The organism is Haloarcula rubripromontorii, from assembly GCF_001280425.1.
GTDB lineage: Archaea > Halobacteriota > Halobacteria > Halobacteriales > Haloarculaceae > Haloarcula > Haloarcula rubripromontorii.
Genome location: NZ_LIUF01000006.1, coordinates 152388 through 172368, shown reverse-complemented (window position 1 = coordinate 172368; position 19981 = coordinate 152388). Strand labels below are relative to the sequence as shown.

Sequence of the window (19981 nt, the reverse complement as noted above, 5' to 3'; positions counted from 1 at the left end):
GGGTAAAGTTTTTTCCTGCCTAACGGGAGATGAATAACAATGGCTATCGATGATACTGGGGGAGGTGAGTCAGAGCAGGTCAACAGTGGGGGGACCCTGACTGACAAGCCTGTACGGGTCGGCGAATACACGTGGGATGATCTCCGACGGGAGGTTCACGACGGCGGCCGGTTTGATCGGAGCGCGTATCTCGGCTTCGAGCCGAGAGAACTCAGTCAGCGACTCGAAAACGCGGCGAGTGCCGGAAAAACACTTCAGGCGCCATTCGAAGAGTATCTTGATCCAACAACGACGCCAGTCGCGAAAGATATCTACACGTGGGAGCACTTCAAACAGGAGTACTATTACGAGGACGGCAGTCTCCCCCGTGACAGTGACGGCGAAGTCATTCCGTTTGATGCAAGTGAGTATCTGAACTTCGACCCTGAACACACGGAAAACAAGCTCTCCGCCGCCGAAGACATCGCCAGTGAACTGCACGAGTACGTCGACGAAAACACCGTCGACGTGAATCCGGAACTGGATGAAGACGAGTTCTTTTCGACACGGGATGGCCACACGACTGTCGTTAACCGCTACGACCTCGAAAAAGCCGTTCCCCAGTCGAAGAAATCCCACTTCAGGGAACTGGAACGCTACTGGGTGAACAAGCCCTACGCTTGCGTCGTCATCTTCCACTCTCGGAAAGAAAACGAGAAGAAGTACTACGTCATCGAGCCGTATCTCACCGACATCGAGATCGACCTTCGGGAGTTCCTGTCGGGCAAACTCAAAACCGCGATCAAGTATTCTGAGGATGACGTGATCGTCCAGGGGACCGACGCCGACCGGGCACAGGTCATCCAGCGGGAGGCCGAACAGCTCCTTTCGCGATACGACCTCTACGACGGCTCCGTCTCCGGTAGCGGCGAAGAGAGCGTTCTCGGCCAGGTCAAGGAGCTGTTCGGGCTAGACGAGGAGACACAAAGTGAAACCACGGGGCAACTCTCCGGCATCTCGACACGTCCGGAACCGGCTATCCTCGAAGACGACGAACCGAAACTAAACGAGTATCAGGTCGAGAAGCTGCTGTACATGCTCAAGCGGGACTTCGTCGGCTACGCCCGCATTGACGGCGTCAAACACGACATCAACGTGGAGGACATCTCCTGTGACGGGTACAACTCCCGTGTGTTCGTCTATCACACCGACTACGAGCAGATCATCTCGAACGTCGAACACGGCAAGGGCGAACTCGACGACTTCGTCGTCAAGCTCGCACAGCGTTCCGGGAAGGGCATCTCGAAGCGCCAGCCACAGGTCGACGCGACGCTCCCGGACGGGTCGCGTGCGCAGTTGACGCTCGGCCGTGAGGTGTCCGACCACGGGACCAACTACACCATCCGGCAGTTCAAGGACGTCCCGTTTACCCCAGTTGACCTCATCAACTGGAACACCTTCTCTCTGGACGAGATGGCGTTCCTCTGGCTCTGTATCGAGAACAACAAGAGCCTCATCTTCGCCGGCGGTACTGCTTCGGGGAAGACGACAAGCCTGAACGCCGTCTCACTGTTCATCCCGTCGAACTCCAAGATCGTCTCCATCGAGGACACGCGTGAGGTCGAACTCCCACAGCGTAACTGGGTGGCCAGCGTCACGCGCCCCTCTTTCGGTGAGGACGACAAGGGTGATGTCGACGAGTTCGACCTGCTGGAGGCCGCGCTCCGCCAACGACCCGACTACATCGTCATGGGGGAGATCCGTGGCGAGGAAGGCCGGACGCTGTTCCAGGTCATGTCGACCGGCCACACCACGTACACGACGTTCCACGCCGACTCCGTCGGAGAGGTCATCAAGCGGTTCACGACCGAGCCGATCAACGTCTCGAAGACGCTATTTACGGCGCTCGATCTGGTGTCGATTCAGACCCAGACGCGGGTCGACGGGAACAAGGTCCGCCGGAACAAGTCCCTGACCGAAATCAACGAGTACTCCGCCGAGAACGACGAAATCAACGTCCGGGACGTCTACGAGTGGCGCGCCGAGACGGACGAGTACATCCAGATGGGGAACTCCAACACCCTCGAAGAGATCAAGTTCGACCGCGGGTGGACGCAGGACAAACTCGACGAGGAACTGTTCAAGCGCAAGGTCGTCCTCGCGTACCTCATCGAGAAGGGGCTAAACACCTACACGCAGGTCGCGGCGACAATCCAGGCGTTCATCAACGACCCCGACACCATCCTCACGCTCATCGCCAACGACCAGCTCGAACTGTCGCTCGAAGACCTCCGAGAGATGGAATCCGTCAAGATCGATATCGACCCGGAGAAAGAGGAGATGGTACCCCGGCCGGACGCGCCACCGGAGATGGTCGAAGAGACCAAGCAGGTGCTTGACAACGCCCAACCGCTGTTTAACACCTATAAGAGCCGCGAAACGCCGGATATCGTCTCGGCGCTAATGGACGATTCCGAGGAGAGCGATGACGAAGACAGCATCGACTTCGGCCAGTTCGTTCCGAAGGCCGGAGCGGAGGCAGATAGCGAATGAGCCTCGACACACCGGGTCAACAACAGGTCGGCAGCGGCGGTGCGCTCGGTGACACGTTCTACCCGGCGTACCAGATGGTGTTTGACGACGAGGGCGACTTCGTCAACAGCGTCGAGAACAAACTCGCAGAGGCCCGGATGGCCGACAACGTTGAGATGTTCCTCGCACGCGCGCTCGCGGTCGGTGTCATCGCCGGCTTGGCGCTGTGGCTCGTCGGCACGTTCCTCGGCTACCTGCTCGTCCAGTTGCTGTTTACCGGTGGGGAAGCGCCGACACTCATCGGGATTCCGGTGTCTGAGAGCGTCTCAGCGATCCTCGACATGCTGAAACTCCCCTTCCTCGTCATCGTGACCGGGTTCGTCTTCGGTGCCATCGGGTTCGGCATCGGGTTCGGGTCGCTGGTCTCGATACCGTACTTCCGTGCGAGCGCGCGCGAGCGCGAAATCAATGTCCTGTTGTCCGACTCGATATCGTTTATGTACGCGCTGTCCGTGGGCGGGCTCAACCAACTCGAAATTCTGCAGTCGATGGGGAAGGCCGAAGACACGTACGGCGAGGTCGCAAAAGAGTTCCAGTCTATCGTGCTGGAGACGGAATATTTTGATACCGACTACCGGACTGCCGTTCGGAACCAAGCGCTCCAGACCCCCTCGGACGAACTGTCGCAGTTCCTGACGGACATGCTCTCCATTATCAACTCTGGCGGAGACATGACCTCCTTCCTCGAAGATCAGAAGGAAAAGCACATGCGAACCGCCCGGCAGGAACAGGAGAAGATGCTCGAGACGCTGGAGCTGTTCGGCGAGATGTACATGACGCTCTCGCTGTTCCCGCTGCTTCTCATCATCATTCTGGTCATCATGTCGATGATGGGTAACGCACAGCAGTCGCTTATTTACGGGACCGTATACGGGCTCATTCCTCTGACAGGGCTTGGCTTTCTGGTCCTCGTCTCGACGGTCACGCAGGACTCCATCGGGGACGGCTACCTGCGCTCCAGTCCCGGCGAGAAGGAACTCGTCGTCGACGAGGGCGTCGGCGTGTTCAACCTCGGGCTTATCGAGAGCTACACAGGGACCTACAGCGTCTTCGACCGGATCAAGAGCCGGGAGGGAACCCACGAACTCCTCGCTATACTCACACGGCCTGATCTGTTCTTCCGTGACCATCCGCTGTTGGTGCTGTGGCTGACGGTACCGCTGTCAATTCTCGCTGTCGTCGCGGCTATCGTCATCGGCTGGGCCCCGCTATCGCTGGATGGGATGATCGCTGTCCCAGTTCGTTCGACGTTCTTCTGGGTGTATGTCCCGCTGTACATCAATTTCGTCCCGCTGATGATATTCTACGAATGGAACCAGCGCTCGCGGAAGGCGATCATCGGAAAGCTCTCGGAGAACCTCCGGAAGCTGGCGTCGGCCAACGACACTGGAATGACGCTTTTGGAGTCGGTCAAAGTGGTCTCCGAAACCTCTTCGGGAAAACTCTCCGAGGAGTTTGAGACCATCCACGCGAAGGTCAACTACGGCACGAGCCTGAAAGATGCGCTCCGGGAATTCAACAACAAGTACAACGTCCCGCGACTGGCGCGGACGGTCAAACTCATCGCTGAGGCACAGGAAGCCTCCAGCCAGATTCAGGACGTGCTTTCGACGGCCGCACAGGCCTCGGAGAATCAGGACGACATCGAACGGGAGCGCAAATCCCGGACGCGGATGCAGACGGTCATCATTCTGATGACGTACCTGACGCTGCTCGGCGTGATGGCGTTGCTGAAGACGCAGTTCCTTGACGTGATGTCAGGGCTGGCGACGCAAGCGTCCGGAGCGAGCAGTTCAAGTGCGCCCGGTGGCGGCTTCGGTGGGAGCGTCGACACGGAACTGCTGTCGATGCTGTTCTTCCACGCAGTGACGCTGCAGGCGTTGCTGTCGTCGTTTATCGCCGGCTACATTCGGGAAGTGAAGCTTGTCGCAGGCGTCAAATTCGCGGTCGTCTTGTCGACGATTGCACTGGTGGTGTGGATCGCCGTGGGATAACAGCCTCCCCGCGGTTCGGCGGCGTTCGTATCAAACGGAAAATAGGGTGTGTGGGATATGGATACAAGAGCACAAACACCGCAGGACTTCGCCATCGGGGTGAGTGTCCTGCTCGTGACGATCATCGGGGTATTGGCATTCGTACAGGGCAGTGCGGTCGGCGTGTACGAATCCCCAGACGTACAGCGTAACCAACCAATTGCAGACAGGGCGGCGACGCATCTCGTCGAGAACTATTCCGTCAACGGGACGCGGAATCACATCCGCTATAATACGAGCGGCGGAATCAATACATCTCTCAACGCGGACGCAGACGACCTCCGGGGACTCAAGGAGAAAGCCGGCCTCATCGTCGCCACGGAGCGCCGCGTGAACCCGCGCGTGAACGTAACGATTGTCAACGCATCATCACTCGAAGCAGGGACACGGAACCCGGCAGTCGATAGCCACGGCCAGCGGCTCGCCTGGGGACCGTCGGCTGACGGTCGGACGAACATTGCGACGACCTCTCGCGTGGTGAAACTGACCAACGCAACCGGCCAGTGTGATCCGGTCTGCTGGCTCGTCGTGAGGGTGTGGTAACGATGCGTGGTCAAGCCTACACGCTGGAAGGGGTTCTCGCGGCTATCGTCGTTGTGACGGCGACCGTCTACGGCCTGTCGGCAGTCGACACCGGCCCGTTCCAGACCGGCACTCAGCAGCGGACGGCGGCACTGGAAACGCGCGCGAGCGACACGCTGTCACTGGCGGCAGAAACTGGAGCGCTGCACAACGCGACGGCGTGTTACAGCGTCGGCACACCGACACTCAACGGCAACCAGACGGGTAGCTCCACAGCGTTTGAGCTGATGTTGAATCGGACCTTTGACCGGCAGGGAGAACAATACAACCTCTACTTCAGTTACTGGGACTCGGATTCGAGTGCACGACAGACCGCGCTCGTCTCGCAGGAATCAGGCGAGAACGTCGTTGAGAGGCCGGCTGATGCAGCCGTCGCAACCGAAACAGTGACACTGACCGACAATATGCCCGCCCGGATCGGCGACTGCAGCGGCACCGGCCCGTCCCTCTCGGCCGTCGACGGGTATTTCGCTCCCGACGCGGAGCCCGACTCTCTCGTCTACAATGTCGTGGAGGTGCGTCTGGTCGTATGGTAGCCAATGAACGCGGACAACTGCTGTTGATCGGTGGCGTCGCCATCGCTATCGTCGTGTTCAGTACGATACTGTTTGCCCACAGCCTCGCTGTCACTGACGGTATCACGACCACCGGGGGTGCAGATACTATTGAGCGGTCGGCTGACCGCGAAGCCTCCGTGGAGCGGGACCTCGGCGTGCTTGCAACCGAGGCACGCGGTGACGATCTCGACGGATTCGAGGGGCGATACGAATACGCGCTGGAGAACTATACGCGGACGCACAACCGTGTTGTTGGGACACGCGACGGGGTCTATTTCAATGCGACGCTGAACGAGTCCGCGTCGCTCGGCACTGAAGTAAACCAAACGGGCACATCCTCCAAGTTCCAGCGACCAGACCCATCGGGTGGTCCGCAAAACGACTGGGTGGTCGCCCATGACGTCTCTCGTATTGCGGTGTTCAACCTTACTGCCGATGTCGTTGGTGGCTCGATGAATACTTTCACTCTCATCATTCGAAACGGCTCTACGGATCTACCACTCTCAATTGAGCCGAGTACAGTTGGTAGTGGGAACAACGTCACAGTCGACGGAAAGACGTACTGTCATGGTAGCGGTGATGTCAACGTCGACCTGGTTGCCGGGTCATGTACTGTGGGAAGTAACAGCAGCTCCTTCGATAGCTACCACAGCCTTGATCCGCCGTACTCAGTGGAAATAAAGAACGGAAATAAAGCTGAAGGGCGATACCGGTTTGCGGCGGTTGGGACGTTCCCGTCCTCGAACTATGCCTCTCCAGTTGCTCGTGTCAACTATCCCGTTGTCCCTGCTATAGACGTGACCTACGACACACCGTCTGCGAGCTACAACCGAACAGTTCTGGTGGAGGTGGACGACGGATGAGCCTTGACCGACTGCTGTCTGACAGCCGCGGCGTCTCGCCCGCGGTCACGCAGGCGCTCACTATCGGCATCACGTCCCTCCTGGTGACTGGCCTCCTTATCGGTGGGAGCCAGATGGTCGACTCACAGCGTGAGCGCGTGACGGAGGAAGCTCTGGAGAACGTCGGTGATGGTATCGCGCGCGACCTGATTCGTCTGGATGCGTTCGATACTGAGACCCTCAATTCGACAGTGTCGTTTCGTGCGACATACCCGGAACGGATCGCCGATCAGTCGTACAATGTCGAGGTCACTGGAGATGCATCACGCACGCGCGTGTACGTGAACGCATCAGGGTTGAATCGGTACGCTGTCGTCCGGTTCGAGAATGAAACTAACGTCTGCCCGTCTGTCGTCTCCAGCGGCCCGCTGGCGGTCTCGTATAATGCGACAGCCGACTGTATGGAGGTGACGCGTGGATGATCCCGCTACCGTCAAGCGGTCATGACCGCGGTGTGTCCGACCTGCTCGCGTTTACGCTCACGTTCAGTATCATCATCACCGGGATCGCGCTGGTGACGCTCGGTGGGCTCGGTGCCTTCGACGCCATTCAACAGGGAGCGACGACTGATGTCGCCGAAACGTCGATGATTGGGTTCGCGGAGACGACGGACGACCATATCCAGAGCGGCGCTCCACGACGAACCACGAGTATGAAACTACAGGGCCATGGACTCTCCATCCGGCCGTCAACCCTGAACGTAACTGTTGACGGGCAGTCAACGAACATTTCCACCGGAGCGTTCATCCGGGAAACCGATTCGGGAACTGATATTGTCTACACCAGCGGTGCTGTGTACCGGGTTCAGGAGGAGGGCCTAGTTGTCTCACGGAAACCTAGCTTTCGGTGTACTCCCGATAGTGGCAGTGTCTACCTTTCTGTCCTTTCGCTTGACGGACAGACGGATTTCTCGTCGTCGAGCCGCGTCACGATCGAGACCACTATCCAGAACAAAACACTTGTTTCGCCACGGGCTGGCAAGTCGCCTTCCGCAACAACCGTCTCAGTCAACGTCTCGAGGACTGCGTATCCGGATGCGTGGCACCGGCTGTTCGAGGAGGAACTATCGCACTGGTCGGCCCACTCGGAACCGCATACGTACCAGTGTACTGGCATCAGCCGCGCTGTTGTCCACAATACGTCGGTCGATGTCCGGACTATCACCTGATGATCTCTGTCTGCGGTGCATACACCTGCCGCTACAGAAATCGACCCTGAACAGGGAAAAGCCGCTATGCAGCAGCCATCAGCGCTGCAATGAATGACCACTCTGTCCCGCTGTCTGTTTCTTCTTGCTTCGCCATAGCCGCAGTCTTGTCTCGTGGGTGTTTCCAGTTCATCACGGCCGTGGGTACGTGCTCAGAGGGTATTAAGTGTTCGACATCTAATATATTTCGCGGTCTTTCATGATTGAGAGCGCTTCGCAGGTCAGTAGTCGGTTAATCTCTTTGAACAGAAGCGACGAAAATCTGTCATATTGGGCTTGGGCCGTTTCATTTATTATCAGCAACAAATATATGAATATTACCAACCAAAGCCGAAATGCTTGGCTGTCGGAGCTATTGCGCTGGTATTTGACCCCCTATTTGTCTCTGAGACTGATGATGATTGTATCCGAATGGTCTCCACATGTGGGTCATTGGCAGGGTACTACTATTACCCTCCACATCATAAAACTGGACACTAATGAAGAAGCAAGAGCTCATTCACCTTCACAGCCTTCTCGCGCAGGTACAACACCACTACGAGCACGAGGCGGACACGAACGTCCAGCACGACCTGTACGCTGACCTTGGCGTGAAACCGACATCGATCCACAAATCCAAGACAGATCATAAGGAAGCGGTGTTTGCGCTCGCTTCCGGACTGACGGATGCGATGTCCGAGGAAGCCGACGAACCGCAGGCGCTGACTGCCGACTGAATCGCCGTCCTGTCGTCAGTCCGTTTTTCTCGTTTCACTGTTTTCGATAGCCACTGGTCAGTTACTGCTGTTGCATGGCGCATGGGACACGCTATCTCACCTCTCAAACGACTTATACGGGCGGCGGCCGTATCTGTACTGTGAGCGACGATTCAGGGCGGCGGAATCTCCGCATGCCTACAAGTGACGAGATGTTTGCAGTGGTAACAGAGCACCTTGGCGGGAATCACGTCCGTATTCGCTGCGAGGACGGCGAAACTCGACTCGGTCGAATTCCGGGCCGAATGAAGTTCCGTACTTGGATTAACGAGGACGACATCGTCCTCGCTGAACCGTGGGACTGGCAAGACGAGAAGGCCAACATTGAATGGCGCTACAAGGGGCAAGACGCTGACCAGCTCCGTTCGGAAGGCCACATTGACTCGCTGACCGCCTGATTTTACCACTGTACCCGCGTCCTGATTCACGATGACGGTGAGATATTTCTCTGTCGTGATCCGCGCTGACCCCTGTTCTGACCGCTAGCTTCCCCGGTGTCCTGAGGATTGTTTTGTCACACCGTCTAGTACACTACAACTGTCTACCGTCAGGTTCGTATTCCTCCCAATTGATATATAATGGATTGCCGGCCTTTGGCCGCTGGCCCCTGTGTCAGAGTCTATACATAAAGACACCTTGGATAATAGATACCCTGTCGCTGTCCTGCGGTTATGCGTGTCACGGCATCACGTTACGTATGCGTCGTGTGTGTGCTGCACAGGGCGGGTCCGAGACGATTCATTTATATGTTCCCCCGTCTTCTGAACTAATGCGAAGGTCGCACCGGGCAGCGAGCCCGGGTCGACATGCTCGGTCGGCCACCTGGGTCGGCCCGAGCAACGAACGGAACTCGTCTTCCCTTCTGGGGCTGGCGAGATCCACACTATGAGGATTCCACCCCTGCGGTCCGCCGTCAAGATGGAATCTGATGTGAGCCCACGGACCCATGCAGTAGTCCTCATCGACGTAGGAATCGATGAGTTTAGCTTCCGACGGAGTGCAACCACTTCCGCCGCTGATGTATATCAGCACATTCCGGTTGATCCTGCCGGAGGCCATTGCTATCGGAGTCCGATTTAGCCATGCTAGTCGCACGAATTTAGATTCGTGGCATATAGCTCAGTAACACGTGGCCAAACTACCCTGCAGACCGCGATAACCTCGGGAAACTGAGGCCAATAGCGGATATCACTCTCACGCTGGAGTGCCGAGAGTGAGAAACGTTCCGGCGCTGTAGGATGTGGCTGCGGCCGATTAGGTAGATGGTGGGGTAACGGCCCACCATGCCGATAATCGGTACRGGTTGTGAGAGCAAGARCCYGGAGACGGTATCTGAGACAAGATACCGGGCCCTACGGGGCGCAGCAGGCGCGAAACCTTTACACTGCACGACAGTGCGATAGGGGGACTCCGAGTGTGAGGGCATATAGCCCTCGCTTTTCTGTACCGTAAGGTGGTACAGGAACAAGGACTGGGCAAGACCGGTGCCAGCCGCCGCGGTAATACCGGCAGTCCAAGTGATGGCCGATATTATTGGGCCTAAAGCGTCCGTAGCTTGCTGTGTAAGTCCATTGGGAAATCGACCAGCTCAACTGGTCGGCGTCCGGTGGAAACTACACAGCTTGGGGCCGAGAGACTCAACGGGTACGTCCGGGGTAGGAGTGAAATCCTGTAATCCTGGACGGACCACCAATGGGGAAACCACGTTGAGAGACCGGACCCGACAGTGAGGGACGAAAGCCAGGGTCTCGAACCGGATTAGATACCCGGGTAGTCCTGGCTGTAAACAATGCTCGCTAGGTATGTCACGCGCCATGAGCACGTGATGTGCCGTAGTGAAGACGATAAGCGAGCCGCCTGGGAAGTACGTCCGCAAGGATGAAACTTAAAGGAATTGGCGGGGGAGCACCACAACCGGAGGAGCCTGCGGTTTAATTGGACTCAACGCCGGACATCTCACCGGTCCCGACAGTAGTAATGACGGTCAGGTTGACGACTTTACCCGACGCTACTGAGAGGAGGTGCATGGCCGCCGTCAGCTCGTACCGTGAGGCGTCCTGTTAAGTCAGGCAACGAGCGAGACCCGCACTTCTAGTTGCCAGCAATACCCTTGAGGTAGTTGGGTACACTAGGAGGACTGCCGCTGCTAAAGCGGAGGAAGGAACGGGCAACGGTAGGTCAGTATGCCCCGAATGGACCGGGCAACACGCGGGCTACAATGGCTCTGACAGTGGGATGCAACGCCGAGAGGCGAAGCTAATCTCCAAACGGAGTCGTAGTTCGGATTGCGGGCTGAAACCCGCCCGCATGAAGCTGGATTCGGTAGTAATCGCGTGTCAGAAGCGCGCGGTGAATACGTCCCTGCTCCTTGCACACACCGCCCGTCAAAGCACCCGAGTGGGGTCCGGATGAGGCCGTCATGCGACGGTCGAATCTGGGCTCCGCAAGGGGGCTTAAGTCGTAACAAGGTAGCCGTAGAGGAATCTGTGGCTGGATCACCTCCTACTGATCGGGATTGGGGCGCTGCCCCAACCCACCTTTCGGTGTTCGAGAACTCCGTCGACCGGGCACCTATGAACTATCAGGGCTAACAACCGTGCGGATCTGCCGGGCCCATAGCTCAGCGGGAGAGCGCCGCCTTTGCAAGGCGGAGGCCCTGGGTTCAAATCCCAGTGGGTCCATACGACGTGCCGGTCCCGAACCGTGCCCCTTAAGTGTGGGACGGCGATGGGATATGGTACGACGACAGATGCACCAGGCCGGGTGAAACCGAGCCTGGGAAGGGTCGACACGCCCACCATCTCCACCTCGGGGGCGTGTATGAAACCGTGTGTACGTGCGATCCAGGCGTCCACTGGACTCGTTCAGTTGAACGAGTCACAACGACGTTGGCTACTATGCCAGCTGGTGGATTGCTCGGCTCAGGCGCTGATGAAGGACGTGCCAAGCTGCGATAAGCTGTGGGGAGCCGCACGGAGGCGAAGAACCACAGATTTCCGAATGAGAATCTCTCTAACAATTGCTTCGCGCAATGAGGAACCCCGAGAACTGAAACATCTCAGTATCGGGAGGAACAGAAAACGCAAYGTGATGTCGTCAGTAACCGCGAGTGAACGCGATACAGCCCAAACCGAAGCCCTCACGGGCAATGTGGTGTCMGGGCTACCTCTCATCAGCCGACCGTCTCGACGAAGTCTCTTGGAACAGAGCGTGATACAGGGTGACAACCCCGTACTCGAGACCAGTACGCTGTGCGGTAGTGCCAGAGTAGCGGGGGTTGGATATCCCTCGCGAATAACGCAGGCATCGACTGCGAAGGCTAAACACAACCTGAGACCGATAGTGAACAAGTAGTGTGAACGAACGCTGCAAAGTACCCTCAGAAGGGAGGCGAAATAGAGCATGAAATCAGTTGGCGATCGAGCGACAGGGCATACAAGGTCCTGTAACGAATGACCGACGCGCGAGCGTCCAGTAAGACTTACAGGAAGCCGATGTTCTGTCGTACGTTTTGAAAAACGAGCCAGGGAGTGTGTCTGTATGGCAAGTCTAACCGGAGCATCCGGGGAGGCACAGGGAAACCGACATGGCCGCAGGGCTTTGCCCGAGGGCCGCCGTGTTCAAGCGCGGGGAGCCACACGGACACGACCCGAATCCGGACGATCTACGCATGGACAAGATGAAGCGTGCCGAAAGGCACGTGGAAGTCTGTTAGAGTTGGTGTCCTACAATACCCTCTCGTGATCTATGTGTAGGGGTGAAAGGCCCATCGAGTCCGGCAACAGCTGGTTCCAATCGAAACATGTCGAAGCATGACCTCCGCCGAGGTAGTCTGTGGGGTAGAGCGACCGATTGGTGTGTCCGCCTCCGAGAGGAGTCGGCACACCTGTCAAACTCCAAACCTACAGACGCCGTTCGACGCGGGGATTCCGGTGCGCGGGGTAAGCCTGTGTACCAGGAGGGGAACAACCCAGAGATAGGTTAAGGTCCCCAAGTGTGGATTAAGTGTAATCCTCTGAAGGTGGTCTCGAGCCCTAGACAGCCGGGAGGTGAGCTTAGAAGCAGCTACCCTCTAAGAAAAGCGTAACAGCTTACCGGCCGAGGTTTGAGGCGCCCAAAATGATCGGGACTCAAATCCACCACCGAGACCTGTCCGCACCCGTCACAGGGTGATCGAGTAGATTGGCGCTCGCATTGGATGGAAGCAGGGGCGAGAGCTCCTGTGGACCGATGCGTGACGAAAATCCTGGCCATAGTAGCAGCGATAGTCGGGTGAGAACCCCGACGGCCTAATGGATAAGGGTTCCTCAGCACTGCTGATCAGCTGAGGGTTAGCCGGTCCTAAGTCTCACCGCAACTCGACTGAGACGAAATGGGAAACGGGTTAATATTCCCGTGCCACTATGCAGTGAAAGTCGACGCCCTGGGGTCGATCACGCCGGGCCTTCGCCCGGTCGAACCGTCCAACTCCGTGGAAGCCGTAATGGCACGAAGCGGACGAACGGCGGCACAGCGCAAGGTGATTCAACCTGGGGCCCATGAAAAGACGAGCATGATGTCCGTACCGAGAACCGACACAGGTGTCCATGGCGGCGAAAGCCAAGGCCTGTCGGGAGCAACCAACGTTAGGGAATTCGGCAAGTTAGTCCCGTACCTTCGGAAGAAGGGATGCCTGCTCCGGAACGGAGCAGGTCGCAGTGACTCGGAAGCTCGGACTGTCTAGTAACAACATAGGTGACCGCAAATCCGCAAGGACTCGTACGGTCACTGAATCCTGCCCAGTGCAGGTATCTGAACACCTCGTACAAGAGGACGAAGGACCTGTCAACGGCGGGGGTAACTATGACCCTCTTAAGGTAGCGTAGTACCTTGCCGCATCAGTAGCGGCTTGCATGAATGGATTAACCAGAGCTTCACTGTCCCAACGTTGGGCCCGGTGAACTGTACATTCCAGTGCGGAGTCTGGAGACACCCAGGGGGAAGCGAAGACCCTATGGAGCTTTACTGCAGGCTGTCGCTGAGACGTGGTCGCCGATGTGCAGCATAGGTAGGAGACATTACACAGGTACCCGCGCTAGCGGGTCACCGAGTCAACAGTGAAATACTACCCGTCGGTGACTGCGACTCTCACTCCGGGAGGAGGACACCGATAGCCGGGCAGTTTGACTGGGGCGGTACGCGCTCGAAAAGATATCGAGCGCGCCCTATGGCTATCTCAGCCGGGACAGAGACCCGGCGAAGAGTGCAAGAGCAAAAGATAGCTTGACAGTGTTCTTCCCAACGAGGAACGCTGACGCGAAAGCGTGGTCTAGCGAACCAATTAGCCTGCTTGATGCGGGCAATTGATGACAGAAAAGCTACCCTAGGGATAACAGAGTCGTCACTCGCAAGAGCACATATCGACCGAGTGGCTTGCTACCTCGATGTCGGTTCCCTCCATCCTGCCCGTGCAGAAGCGGGCAAGGGTGAGGTTGTTCGCCTATTAAAGGAGGTCGTGAGCTGGGTTTAGACCGTCGTGAGACAGGTCGGCTGCTATCTACTGGGTGTGTAATGGTGTCTGACAAGAACGACCGTATAGTACGAGAGGAACTACGGTTGGTGGCCACTGGTGTACCGGTTGTTCGAGAGAGCACGTGCCGGGTAGCCACGCCACACGGGGTAAGAGCTGAACGCATCTAAGCTCGAAACCCACTTGGAAAAGAGACACCGCCGAGGTCCCGCGTAGAAGACGCGGTCGATAGACTCGGGGTGTGCGCGTCGAGGTAACGAGACGTTAAGCCCACGAGCACTAACAGACCAAAGCCATCATTCATACGCACTGTGACTCATTCACCGACGATTTACTCGTCGCTGAACGAGTCCAGGCGCAAACTGGATCGCACGGACACACGGTGGAGTCAATCGAGACTGGTACCCTCGCGGTTCGATTCCGCGACTCGACGTTAGGCGGCCATAGCGGTGGGGTTGCCTCCCGTACCCATCCCGAACACGGAAGATAAGCCCACCAGCGTTCCGGGGAGTACTGGAGTGCGCGAGCCTCTGGGAAACGCGGTTCGCCGCCACCATTCATACCTTTCATAGCCCACTCAGGAGAGACTTCTCTCCCGAGTGGGCTTTCCGTATTTGTACAGCGGGCCCTGTACAACACGCCAGACAGTCACAAGATACGAGCTAGCAGCAGCGCTAACCGTCGTCGTTCCAGTCTATGCGGACAGATATGAACTATTAATACTCTAACGGCGCCGAGTTAATACATGGGCGTTGTAAGTATCTCGATGCCGGACGAACTGGAGGAGCGAATCGACACGTTTGCAGACGAACATGGGTACACGGGTCGCAGCGAAGTAGTTCGTGAAGCGGTCCGGAATCTGATGGGGGAGTTCGAGGACAAGCGACTGGAGGATCGTGAACTGATGGCGGTGGTCACTGTGTTGTTCGATTACGAGACGACCACGGTTGAGGAGAAGATGATGCATCTCCGCCACGACCACGAGTCAATCGTTGCGTCGAACTTCCACAGCCACGTCGGCGACCGGTACTGCATGGAACTGTTCGTGTTGGAGGGGCAACTAGAGGACATTTCCGCGTTTGTCGGCAAAGTTCGGGCCACGAAGGACACGCTATCGGTCGATTACTCGGTGCTACCGGTCGACGATATCAACATGTTCTCGTGAATTGTCGACGGAACCGGAAAGCACTGCCCTGTATCGCAACTCTACGAACTGTTTGGGACCTTCAGTAGGCGTTTAAGTCGGGGCCGCGTAGGCGGCGGCGATGAAAGACTCTGTTCTCGATACAATCGGGTCCCCGCTGGTCTCGGTTCGTGCACCGGAGGGGGCAACCGTTGCAGCGAAGATCGAGTCGTTCAACCCTGGCGGGTCCGCGAAGGACCGGCCGGCTAAGTACATGATCGACGACGCCGAGCAAAACGGGGCACTCGAACCGGGTGATACGCTCGTCGAACCGACGAGTGGGAACACCGGCATCGGGATGGCGATGGTCGGGGCAACAAAGGGGTACGACGTGGTGCTGGTGATGCCGTCCTCAAAGTCGCCGGAGCGCCGCCAGATCATGAAGGCGTACGGGGCGGAGATTGAGCTTGTCGAGGGGGACATCTCCGACGCGAAAGATCGTGCGGACGAGTTGTGTGAGCGCGATGACTACGTCCAGCTCCGGCAGTTCGAGAATCCGGCGAACCCGACAGCACACTACGAGACGACAGGTAGGGAAATACTCGAACAGGTGGGCGACCGGACCGTCGACGCCTTAGTAGCGGGCGTCGGGACCGGTGGGACACTCACTGGCACCGGCCGTCGACTCTGCGAGGCGTTCCCCGAGATGGACATCGTCGCGGTCGAGCCAGCGGACAACGCTGTTCTTTCGGGCATGGACCCGGGTGCTGGCGAGGATAGCTTCCAGGGGATGGGGCCGGGATTTGTCAGCGACAATTTAGACACTGATCTGCTGGACGACGTGCTGACGGTCGAACTCCCGGATGCGGAAGACGAGTGCAGACGACTCGCCCACGAGGAGGGTATCCTCGTCGGACAGTCCTCGGGCGCGTCGAACCTCGCCGCGAGAGAGGTCGCTGAGCGACTCGTCGCGGACGGCGTCGACGACCCGCTCGTGGTCACAGTCTACTGGGACAGCGGGGAGCGGTACATGTCGACCGGGATGTTCGACTGAGGGCGCTCTGTGCGCGGTGTGGCCCGAATCAGGCCCCGAATTCAGACTCGGTCACTCTGACGATGAGCGTTTCGTCCACGGCTTGGAGATCGTACTCAGGAATTGTATCGCCAGTCCGCGTCAGGAGCATTGGTTCGACCAGTTCCGGTGGGCTGTTGGCTTCCGTCGCCTGTGTGTCAGGCGGAGACGCTCCTTCCGACGTGGCTTCGTTATCAGCATCGCTTGTCTTGGCCGACTCGACGATACCGTACACCTTGAGAAACCGACCGGTCTCCTCGGGCGCGACATCGTCGTCGCGGATAGCCGCGGCGAGGTTCCGGGAAAGCCACTCCGTCTCGCTAATCGACGGGTCACGGACGAACGCGCCGTCGGCGAAGCGGACGAGATACCAGTTCAGATCGTTGAGCAGTGCCACTGCCGCCCCGAGGCTCACGGTGTCGACGGCGACAGTATTCACGAACGGTTCCCGCAGGTCGTAGGTGGCGAGTGCGTTCCGCGCGGTCTCGCGAGAGAGGAGTTCGTATCGAAGGTTCACGTCTTCGTTCCCAACGAGACAGACCTGCGTCATGGCTCAACCCTGGCCCGCCCCGGAAATTTAGCTTTCGATGGGGACGACAGCGCGGTCCTGCGCACAGATCTTGGCGCGCTCGAACAGGTCGTCGGGCTCGGCTGCTCGAACCGCTTCCAGCGAGGCATTGGTTTCCGGGTGCGATGGCGCGACACGGTTGCAACCGGTGTCGATTGTCGAGTCTTCAAAGGTCCCGATGGTTCGCGCGTGATTGGTTATTTCGGACTTATCGACAGTGAGGTTCGGTCGGTACACCGGGAGCGTGGTCACAGCATCGGTGACTGCGATGTTCGCGCTCGTCTGGCTGGACTTCTGCCCGATAGCTTCGCCGGTGACGATGCCGACAGCGTCGCAGTCGTGTGCGATAGTCTCAGCGACTGTGAGCATAAACCGGCGGAGAACGAGCATTCGGAGCGAGCCGTAATTTTGAGTGAGGTCGGCGACGACATCACCGGCGTCAACGACGTTGAGGGACAGACCGTGTCCGGGGGCGTACGAAGCGAGTGTTTTGACAGTCGAAACGGCTCGCGCCCGATGGTCGGGGCCGCCGTAGTCACCGAGGTCGACGTAGACCGGAATCACGGGCGCGCCGCGTTTCATCAGCTTCCACGCGGCGACGGGCGAGTCGATGCCGCCGCTGACGAGCGCGACGACGGGTCGCTGGGTTCCGAGTGGGAGGCCGCCCGGGCCGGCACGTTGCTCGCAGAAGACGTACGCCTTGTCGGCGCGGCACTCGACGAACAGCTCGAAATCGGGGTCGTCGAGGTCGACAACGGGCTCGCCGCCCAGTCCCGCTATTGTCTCCCCGACAGCGGTCCCGCCGGTAGACTCAATGTCGGAACTGGAAAAGGGATGTGCCGCTGGTGGCCCCGCCCGGCGGGCCTCAACGGCAAATGTGCCACCGTCGTACTGCTCGCGCGCGGTCGTGGCCAGTGCGTCTGCGATTGCGGATAGCGTCGCGTCGGTCGTCGTGACTGCCGATGCGGAGGTGACGCCGAACGTGTCGGCCGCGGCCGCAGTCACGCCCTCTGGGTGATCGGTGTGGATGAACAGTCGGTTCCGCCGCTGGTCGATATCTCCCGACAGGTCGCGGGCGTCGAGCATCGCACGGAGGTTGTCCGCCAGTTGGTGTTCCATCTTCCGACGGACCTGGTCGCTTTTGACGCCGAGCTCGCCGTGGCGGACGAGTACGCTGTCGGCGTCTGGGGGATGCATGTCTGCGAGTTGACTACCAGCAAGTAAAGGGATATCGCCTGGCCGTCTCAGAACGTCGAGAGGTTCCCTTCGATGACTTGTCGCGTAATGTCGGTCACGTCGGCCAGTTCGTGGTCAATCGTGGCCTGAATCTCCGATTCGACGTCGCCGACTGCGATGCCGTCTTCGGTGACAACTGTGGCGTCGGCGACGTGGGGTTCGTCAATCGGTGACCCGATCTGTGAGAGCAGGCGCATCTGGACCTGTCGGATGCCGTCAACCTCGTTCGCGACGGACTGTGCGATTTCTGTCGAGAGAAGATTGTATATCTTCCCGATGTGGTTAACTGGGTTCTTACCGGATGTCGCCTCCATGCTCATCGGGCGGTTCGGCGTGATAAGCCCGTTCGCGCGGTTGCCGCGCCCGACGGAGCCGTCGTCGCCTTGCTCGGCGCTGGTTCCAGTGGTCGTGAGATAGATGGACTCGGCGTCGTAGTCGTCGGCCGTGTTGACGTGGACCGTTACGTCACGGTCGGTGTACTCCTCTGCGAGGTCGGTAACGAACGCCTGAACGTCCGAAACAGCGGCTTTGTACGCTTCGAGGTCCGGGACGTGTTCGTCGACCATCGCGACGGCCACAGTCACATCGATGTGGTCGCCCTCGCGCTTGCCCATCACCTTGACGTCTTGTCCGACGACCGGGTTTGCCTCGGCGTATTCGCCGGTCAATTTCTGTTCAGTGTTGCGAACTATCTGTTCTGTTTCCGTTAGCGGGGCGTGGCCGACGCCATAGCTCGTGTCGTTTGCCATCGGAACTGTTGCCTCCTCGCCAAACACTGTCTGGAGATCGCCCGACCCTTCGCCGAACTGAACGTCGACGATGACATCGGACCCGAGGTCGAGATGTGGGAACTGCTCGTCGAGGTAGTCGCGTGCGGCTCGGAGGGCGATGCTTTCGGCCGGGATGCGTTCGCCGTCGAACTTCTTCGTCGCTCGACCGACGACCAGAATATAGATCGGCTCAAGCACTTCGCCGCCGCCGTACGCCGGGGCGGCAGTGCCGGCGACGAGCTGTGTCTCGTCTGTGTTGTAATGTAAGACTGTGCCAAAGCGGTCGATGTACGTCTGTGCCAGCGCACGCGACACCGTCTCCGCGATGCCGTCACAGATGGAGTCCGGGTGGCCGATACCCTTGCGCTCTACGACTTCGATGTCTTGATCTTCGACGGCGAGCCCGCTCGCAGGTTGGACGTGGATGTTCCGCTCAGTCATTGCTTCGACTTCGTTTGGCCGGGTTCTATAACTTACGGGAACAGATAAGGGCTGAATGATTACTCGTTCGCATCGCTAAGTAGCATGCCGAGATAGGAGGTCCGTTCCTGCTCGTCGGGATTCAGACAGAGGTCCCGAAGCACCTCGTAGGCCCCCTCTCGCACGGGTTCGATGTCGCCGTCGGTCTCTCCTTCGACTTCAACGAACTCGCCGACGCCGTCGACTGCGTCGAGCGTGACGTCGTATTCCCGGACTTTGTACACCCGGCGGTTCTTCCGGACGGTTGCCGCCGGCTCGAAGCCGAGGCGCTGGACGATTGCGTCGATATCGTCGCCGTTCTCGACGCCTGTTTCGAACTCCTCTCGGCTCTTCGACTCCGCTTCGAGGAGTGGGCCCTTATAAGTAACTTTCGCGTTTGTTTCCCCCTTTCTGGTTTCGCGGCGGACCCGGAACGCCTCGTCTGTCTCGACGAAATTCCGGTGGGGCGCATCGTAGTACGTGTCCGTCTGTACCACCGTATCGACCTTCTCGGCACCGAGTTCGTCGAGTCGCTCCGCGACAGTCTCGATGTCCGCTGGCACTTTCACCTCGACTTCGTACATACTGTGGGACTGGGCCGGGCCGCTGAAAAACGCTCCCGTCGACCGCGCCATTT

Annotated in this window: 15 protein-coding genes, 1 tRNA gene and 3 rRNA genes; 15 read left to right on the top strand and 4 right to left on the bottom strand. The window is 58.6% G+C overall.

From position 1 onward, the window contains the following. The first annotated feature begins 39 nt into the window (after positions 1 to 39). From AMS69_RS17235 to AMS69_RS17165, 15 genes are all read left to right on the top strand, one after another. The gene (locus tag AMS69_RS17235; protein ID WP_053969290.1) at positions 40 to 2532 is read left to right on the top strand and encodes a type II/IV secretion system ATPase subunit; all 2493 of its coding nucleotides are present in this window, start codon (positions 40 to 42) and stop codon (positions 2530 to 2532) included. Next, a complete protein-coding gene (locus tag AMS69_RS17230; RefSeq protein WP_053969289.1) occupies positions 2529 to 4565 on the top strand; it encodes a type II secretion system F family protein in 2037 nt (678 codons plus the stop codon). Before AMS69_RS17235 ends, AMS69_RS17230 begins: the two co-directional genes overlap by 4 nt. A 57-nt stretch (positions 4566 to 4622) precedes the next feature. Then, the gene (locus AMS69_RS17225) at positions 4623 to 5147 is read left to right on the top strand and encodes a DUF7287 family protein (protein ID WP_053969288.1); all 525 of its coding nucleotides are present in this window, start codon (positions 4623 to 4625) and stop codon (positions 5145 to 5147) included. Positions 5148 to 5149: 2 nt separating this feature from the next. Further along, positions 5150 to 5722, top strand: a complete 573-nt coding sequence (locus AMS69_RS17220) for a DUF7288 family protein (RefSeq protein WP_053969287.1) — start codon at positions 5150 to 5152, stop codon at positions 5720 to 5722. Then, entirely contained in the window at positions 5716 to 6606 is an 891-nt protein-coding gene (locus AMS69_RS17215) for a hypothetical protein (RefSeq protein ID WP_053969286.1), read from the top strand. Before AMS69_RS17220 ends, AMS69_RS17215 begins: the two co-directional genes overlap by 7 nt. After that, a complete protein-coding gene (locus AMS69_RS17210; RefSeq protein WP_053969285.1) occupies positions 6603 to 7067 on the top strand; it encodes a DUF7266 family protein in 465 nt (154 codons plus the stop codon). The genes AMS69_RS17215 and AMS69_RS17210 overlap by 4 nt, the downstream gene beginning before the upstream one ends. After that, positions 7064 to 7813, top strand: coding sequence for a DUF7289 family protein (locus AMS69_RS17205; protein WP_053969284.1), 750 nt, complete (start codon positions 7064 to 7066; stop codon positions 7811 to 7813). The genes AMS69_RS17210 and AMS69_RS17205 overlap by 4 nt, the downstream gene beginning before the upstream one ends. Positions 7814 to 8331: 518 nt before the next feature. Beyond that, entirely contained in the window at positions 8332 to 8568 is a 237-nt protein-coding gene (locus AMS69_RS17200) for a UPF0058 family protein (RefSeq protein WP_053969283.1), read from the top strand. A 140-nt stretch (positions 8569 to 8708) separates the two neighbouring features. After that, positions 8709 to 9005 (top strand): translation initiation factor eIF-1A, encoded by a 297-nt coding sequence (locus AMS69_RS17195; protein ID WP_049919665.1) that lies wholly within the window; start codon positions 8709 to 8711, stop codon positions 9003 to 9005. A 634-nt stretch (positions 9006 to 9639) separates the two neighbouring features. Next, positions 9640 to 11111 (top strand): 16S ribosomal RNA (locus AMS69_RS17190). A 105-nt stretch (positions 11112 to 11216) separates the two neighbouring features. Beyond that, a tRNA-Ala gene (locus AMS69_RS17185) sits at positions 11217 to 11288 on the top strand. A gap of 201 nt (positions 11289 to 11489) precedes the next feature. Next, a 23S ribosomal RNA gene (locus AMS69_RS17180) occupies positions 11490 to 14419 on the top strand. Between the two features lie 130 nt (positions 14420 to 14549). Continuing rightward, positions 14550 to 14672: ribosomal RNA gene (rrf, locus tag AMS69_RS17175) — 5S ribosomal RNA — on the top strand. The 16S, 23S and 5S rRNA genes sit together here with 1 tRNA gene alongside, the layout of an rRNA operon. Positions 14673 to 14861: 189 nt before the next feature. Continuing rightward, entirely contained in the window at positions 14862 to 15281 is a 420-nt protein-coding gene (locus AMS69_RS17170; protein WP_053969282.1) for a CopG family ribbon-helix-helix protein, read from the top strand. A gap of 100 nt (positions 15282 to 15381) precedes the next feature. Then, complete coding sequence (locus AMS69_RS17165; RefSeq protein WP_053969281.1) at positions 15382 to 16293, top strand: PLP-dependent cysteine synthase family protein; 912 nt, start codon at positions 15382 to 15384, stop codon at positions 16291 to 16293. Positions 16294 to 16321: 28 nt separating this feature from the next. Here the strand turns inward: AMS69_RS17165 and AMS69_RS17160 are convergent, their stop codons facing one another. The 4 genes from AMS69_RS17160 to cyaB are packed head-to-tail and all read right to left on the bottom strand — an operon-like array spanning position 16322 to position 19928. Beyond that, complete coding sequence (locus tag AMS69_RS17160) at positions 16322 to 16861, bottom strand: DUF5804 family protein (protein ID WP_053969280.1); 540 nt, start codon at positions 16859 to 16861, stop codon at positions 16322 to 16324. 27 nt (positions 16862 to 16888) lie between these two features. Further along, positions 16889 to 18076: a tRNA sulfurtransferase gene (locus AMS69_RS17155; RefSeq protein WP_053969279.1), complete on the bottom strand. Its 1188-nt coding sequence runs from the start codon at positions 18074 to 18076 to the stop codon at positions 16889 to 16891. Between the two features lie 47 nt (positions 18077 to 18123). Next, complete coding sequence (locus tag AMS69_RS17150) at positions 18124 to 19326, bottom strand: methionine adenosyltransferase (protein WP_053969278.1); 1203 nt, start codon at positions 19324 to 19326, stop codon at positions 18124 to 18126. A gap of 59 nt (positions 19327 to 19385) precedes the next feature. Next, complete coding sequence (gene cyaB, locus AMS69_RS17145) at positions 19386 to 19928, bottom strand: class IV adenylate cyclase (protein ID WP_053969277.1); 543 nt, start codon at positions 19926 to 19928, stop codon at positions 19386 to 19388. Positions 19929 to 19981 lie beyond the last annotated feature (53 nt).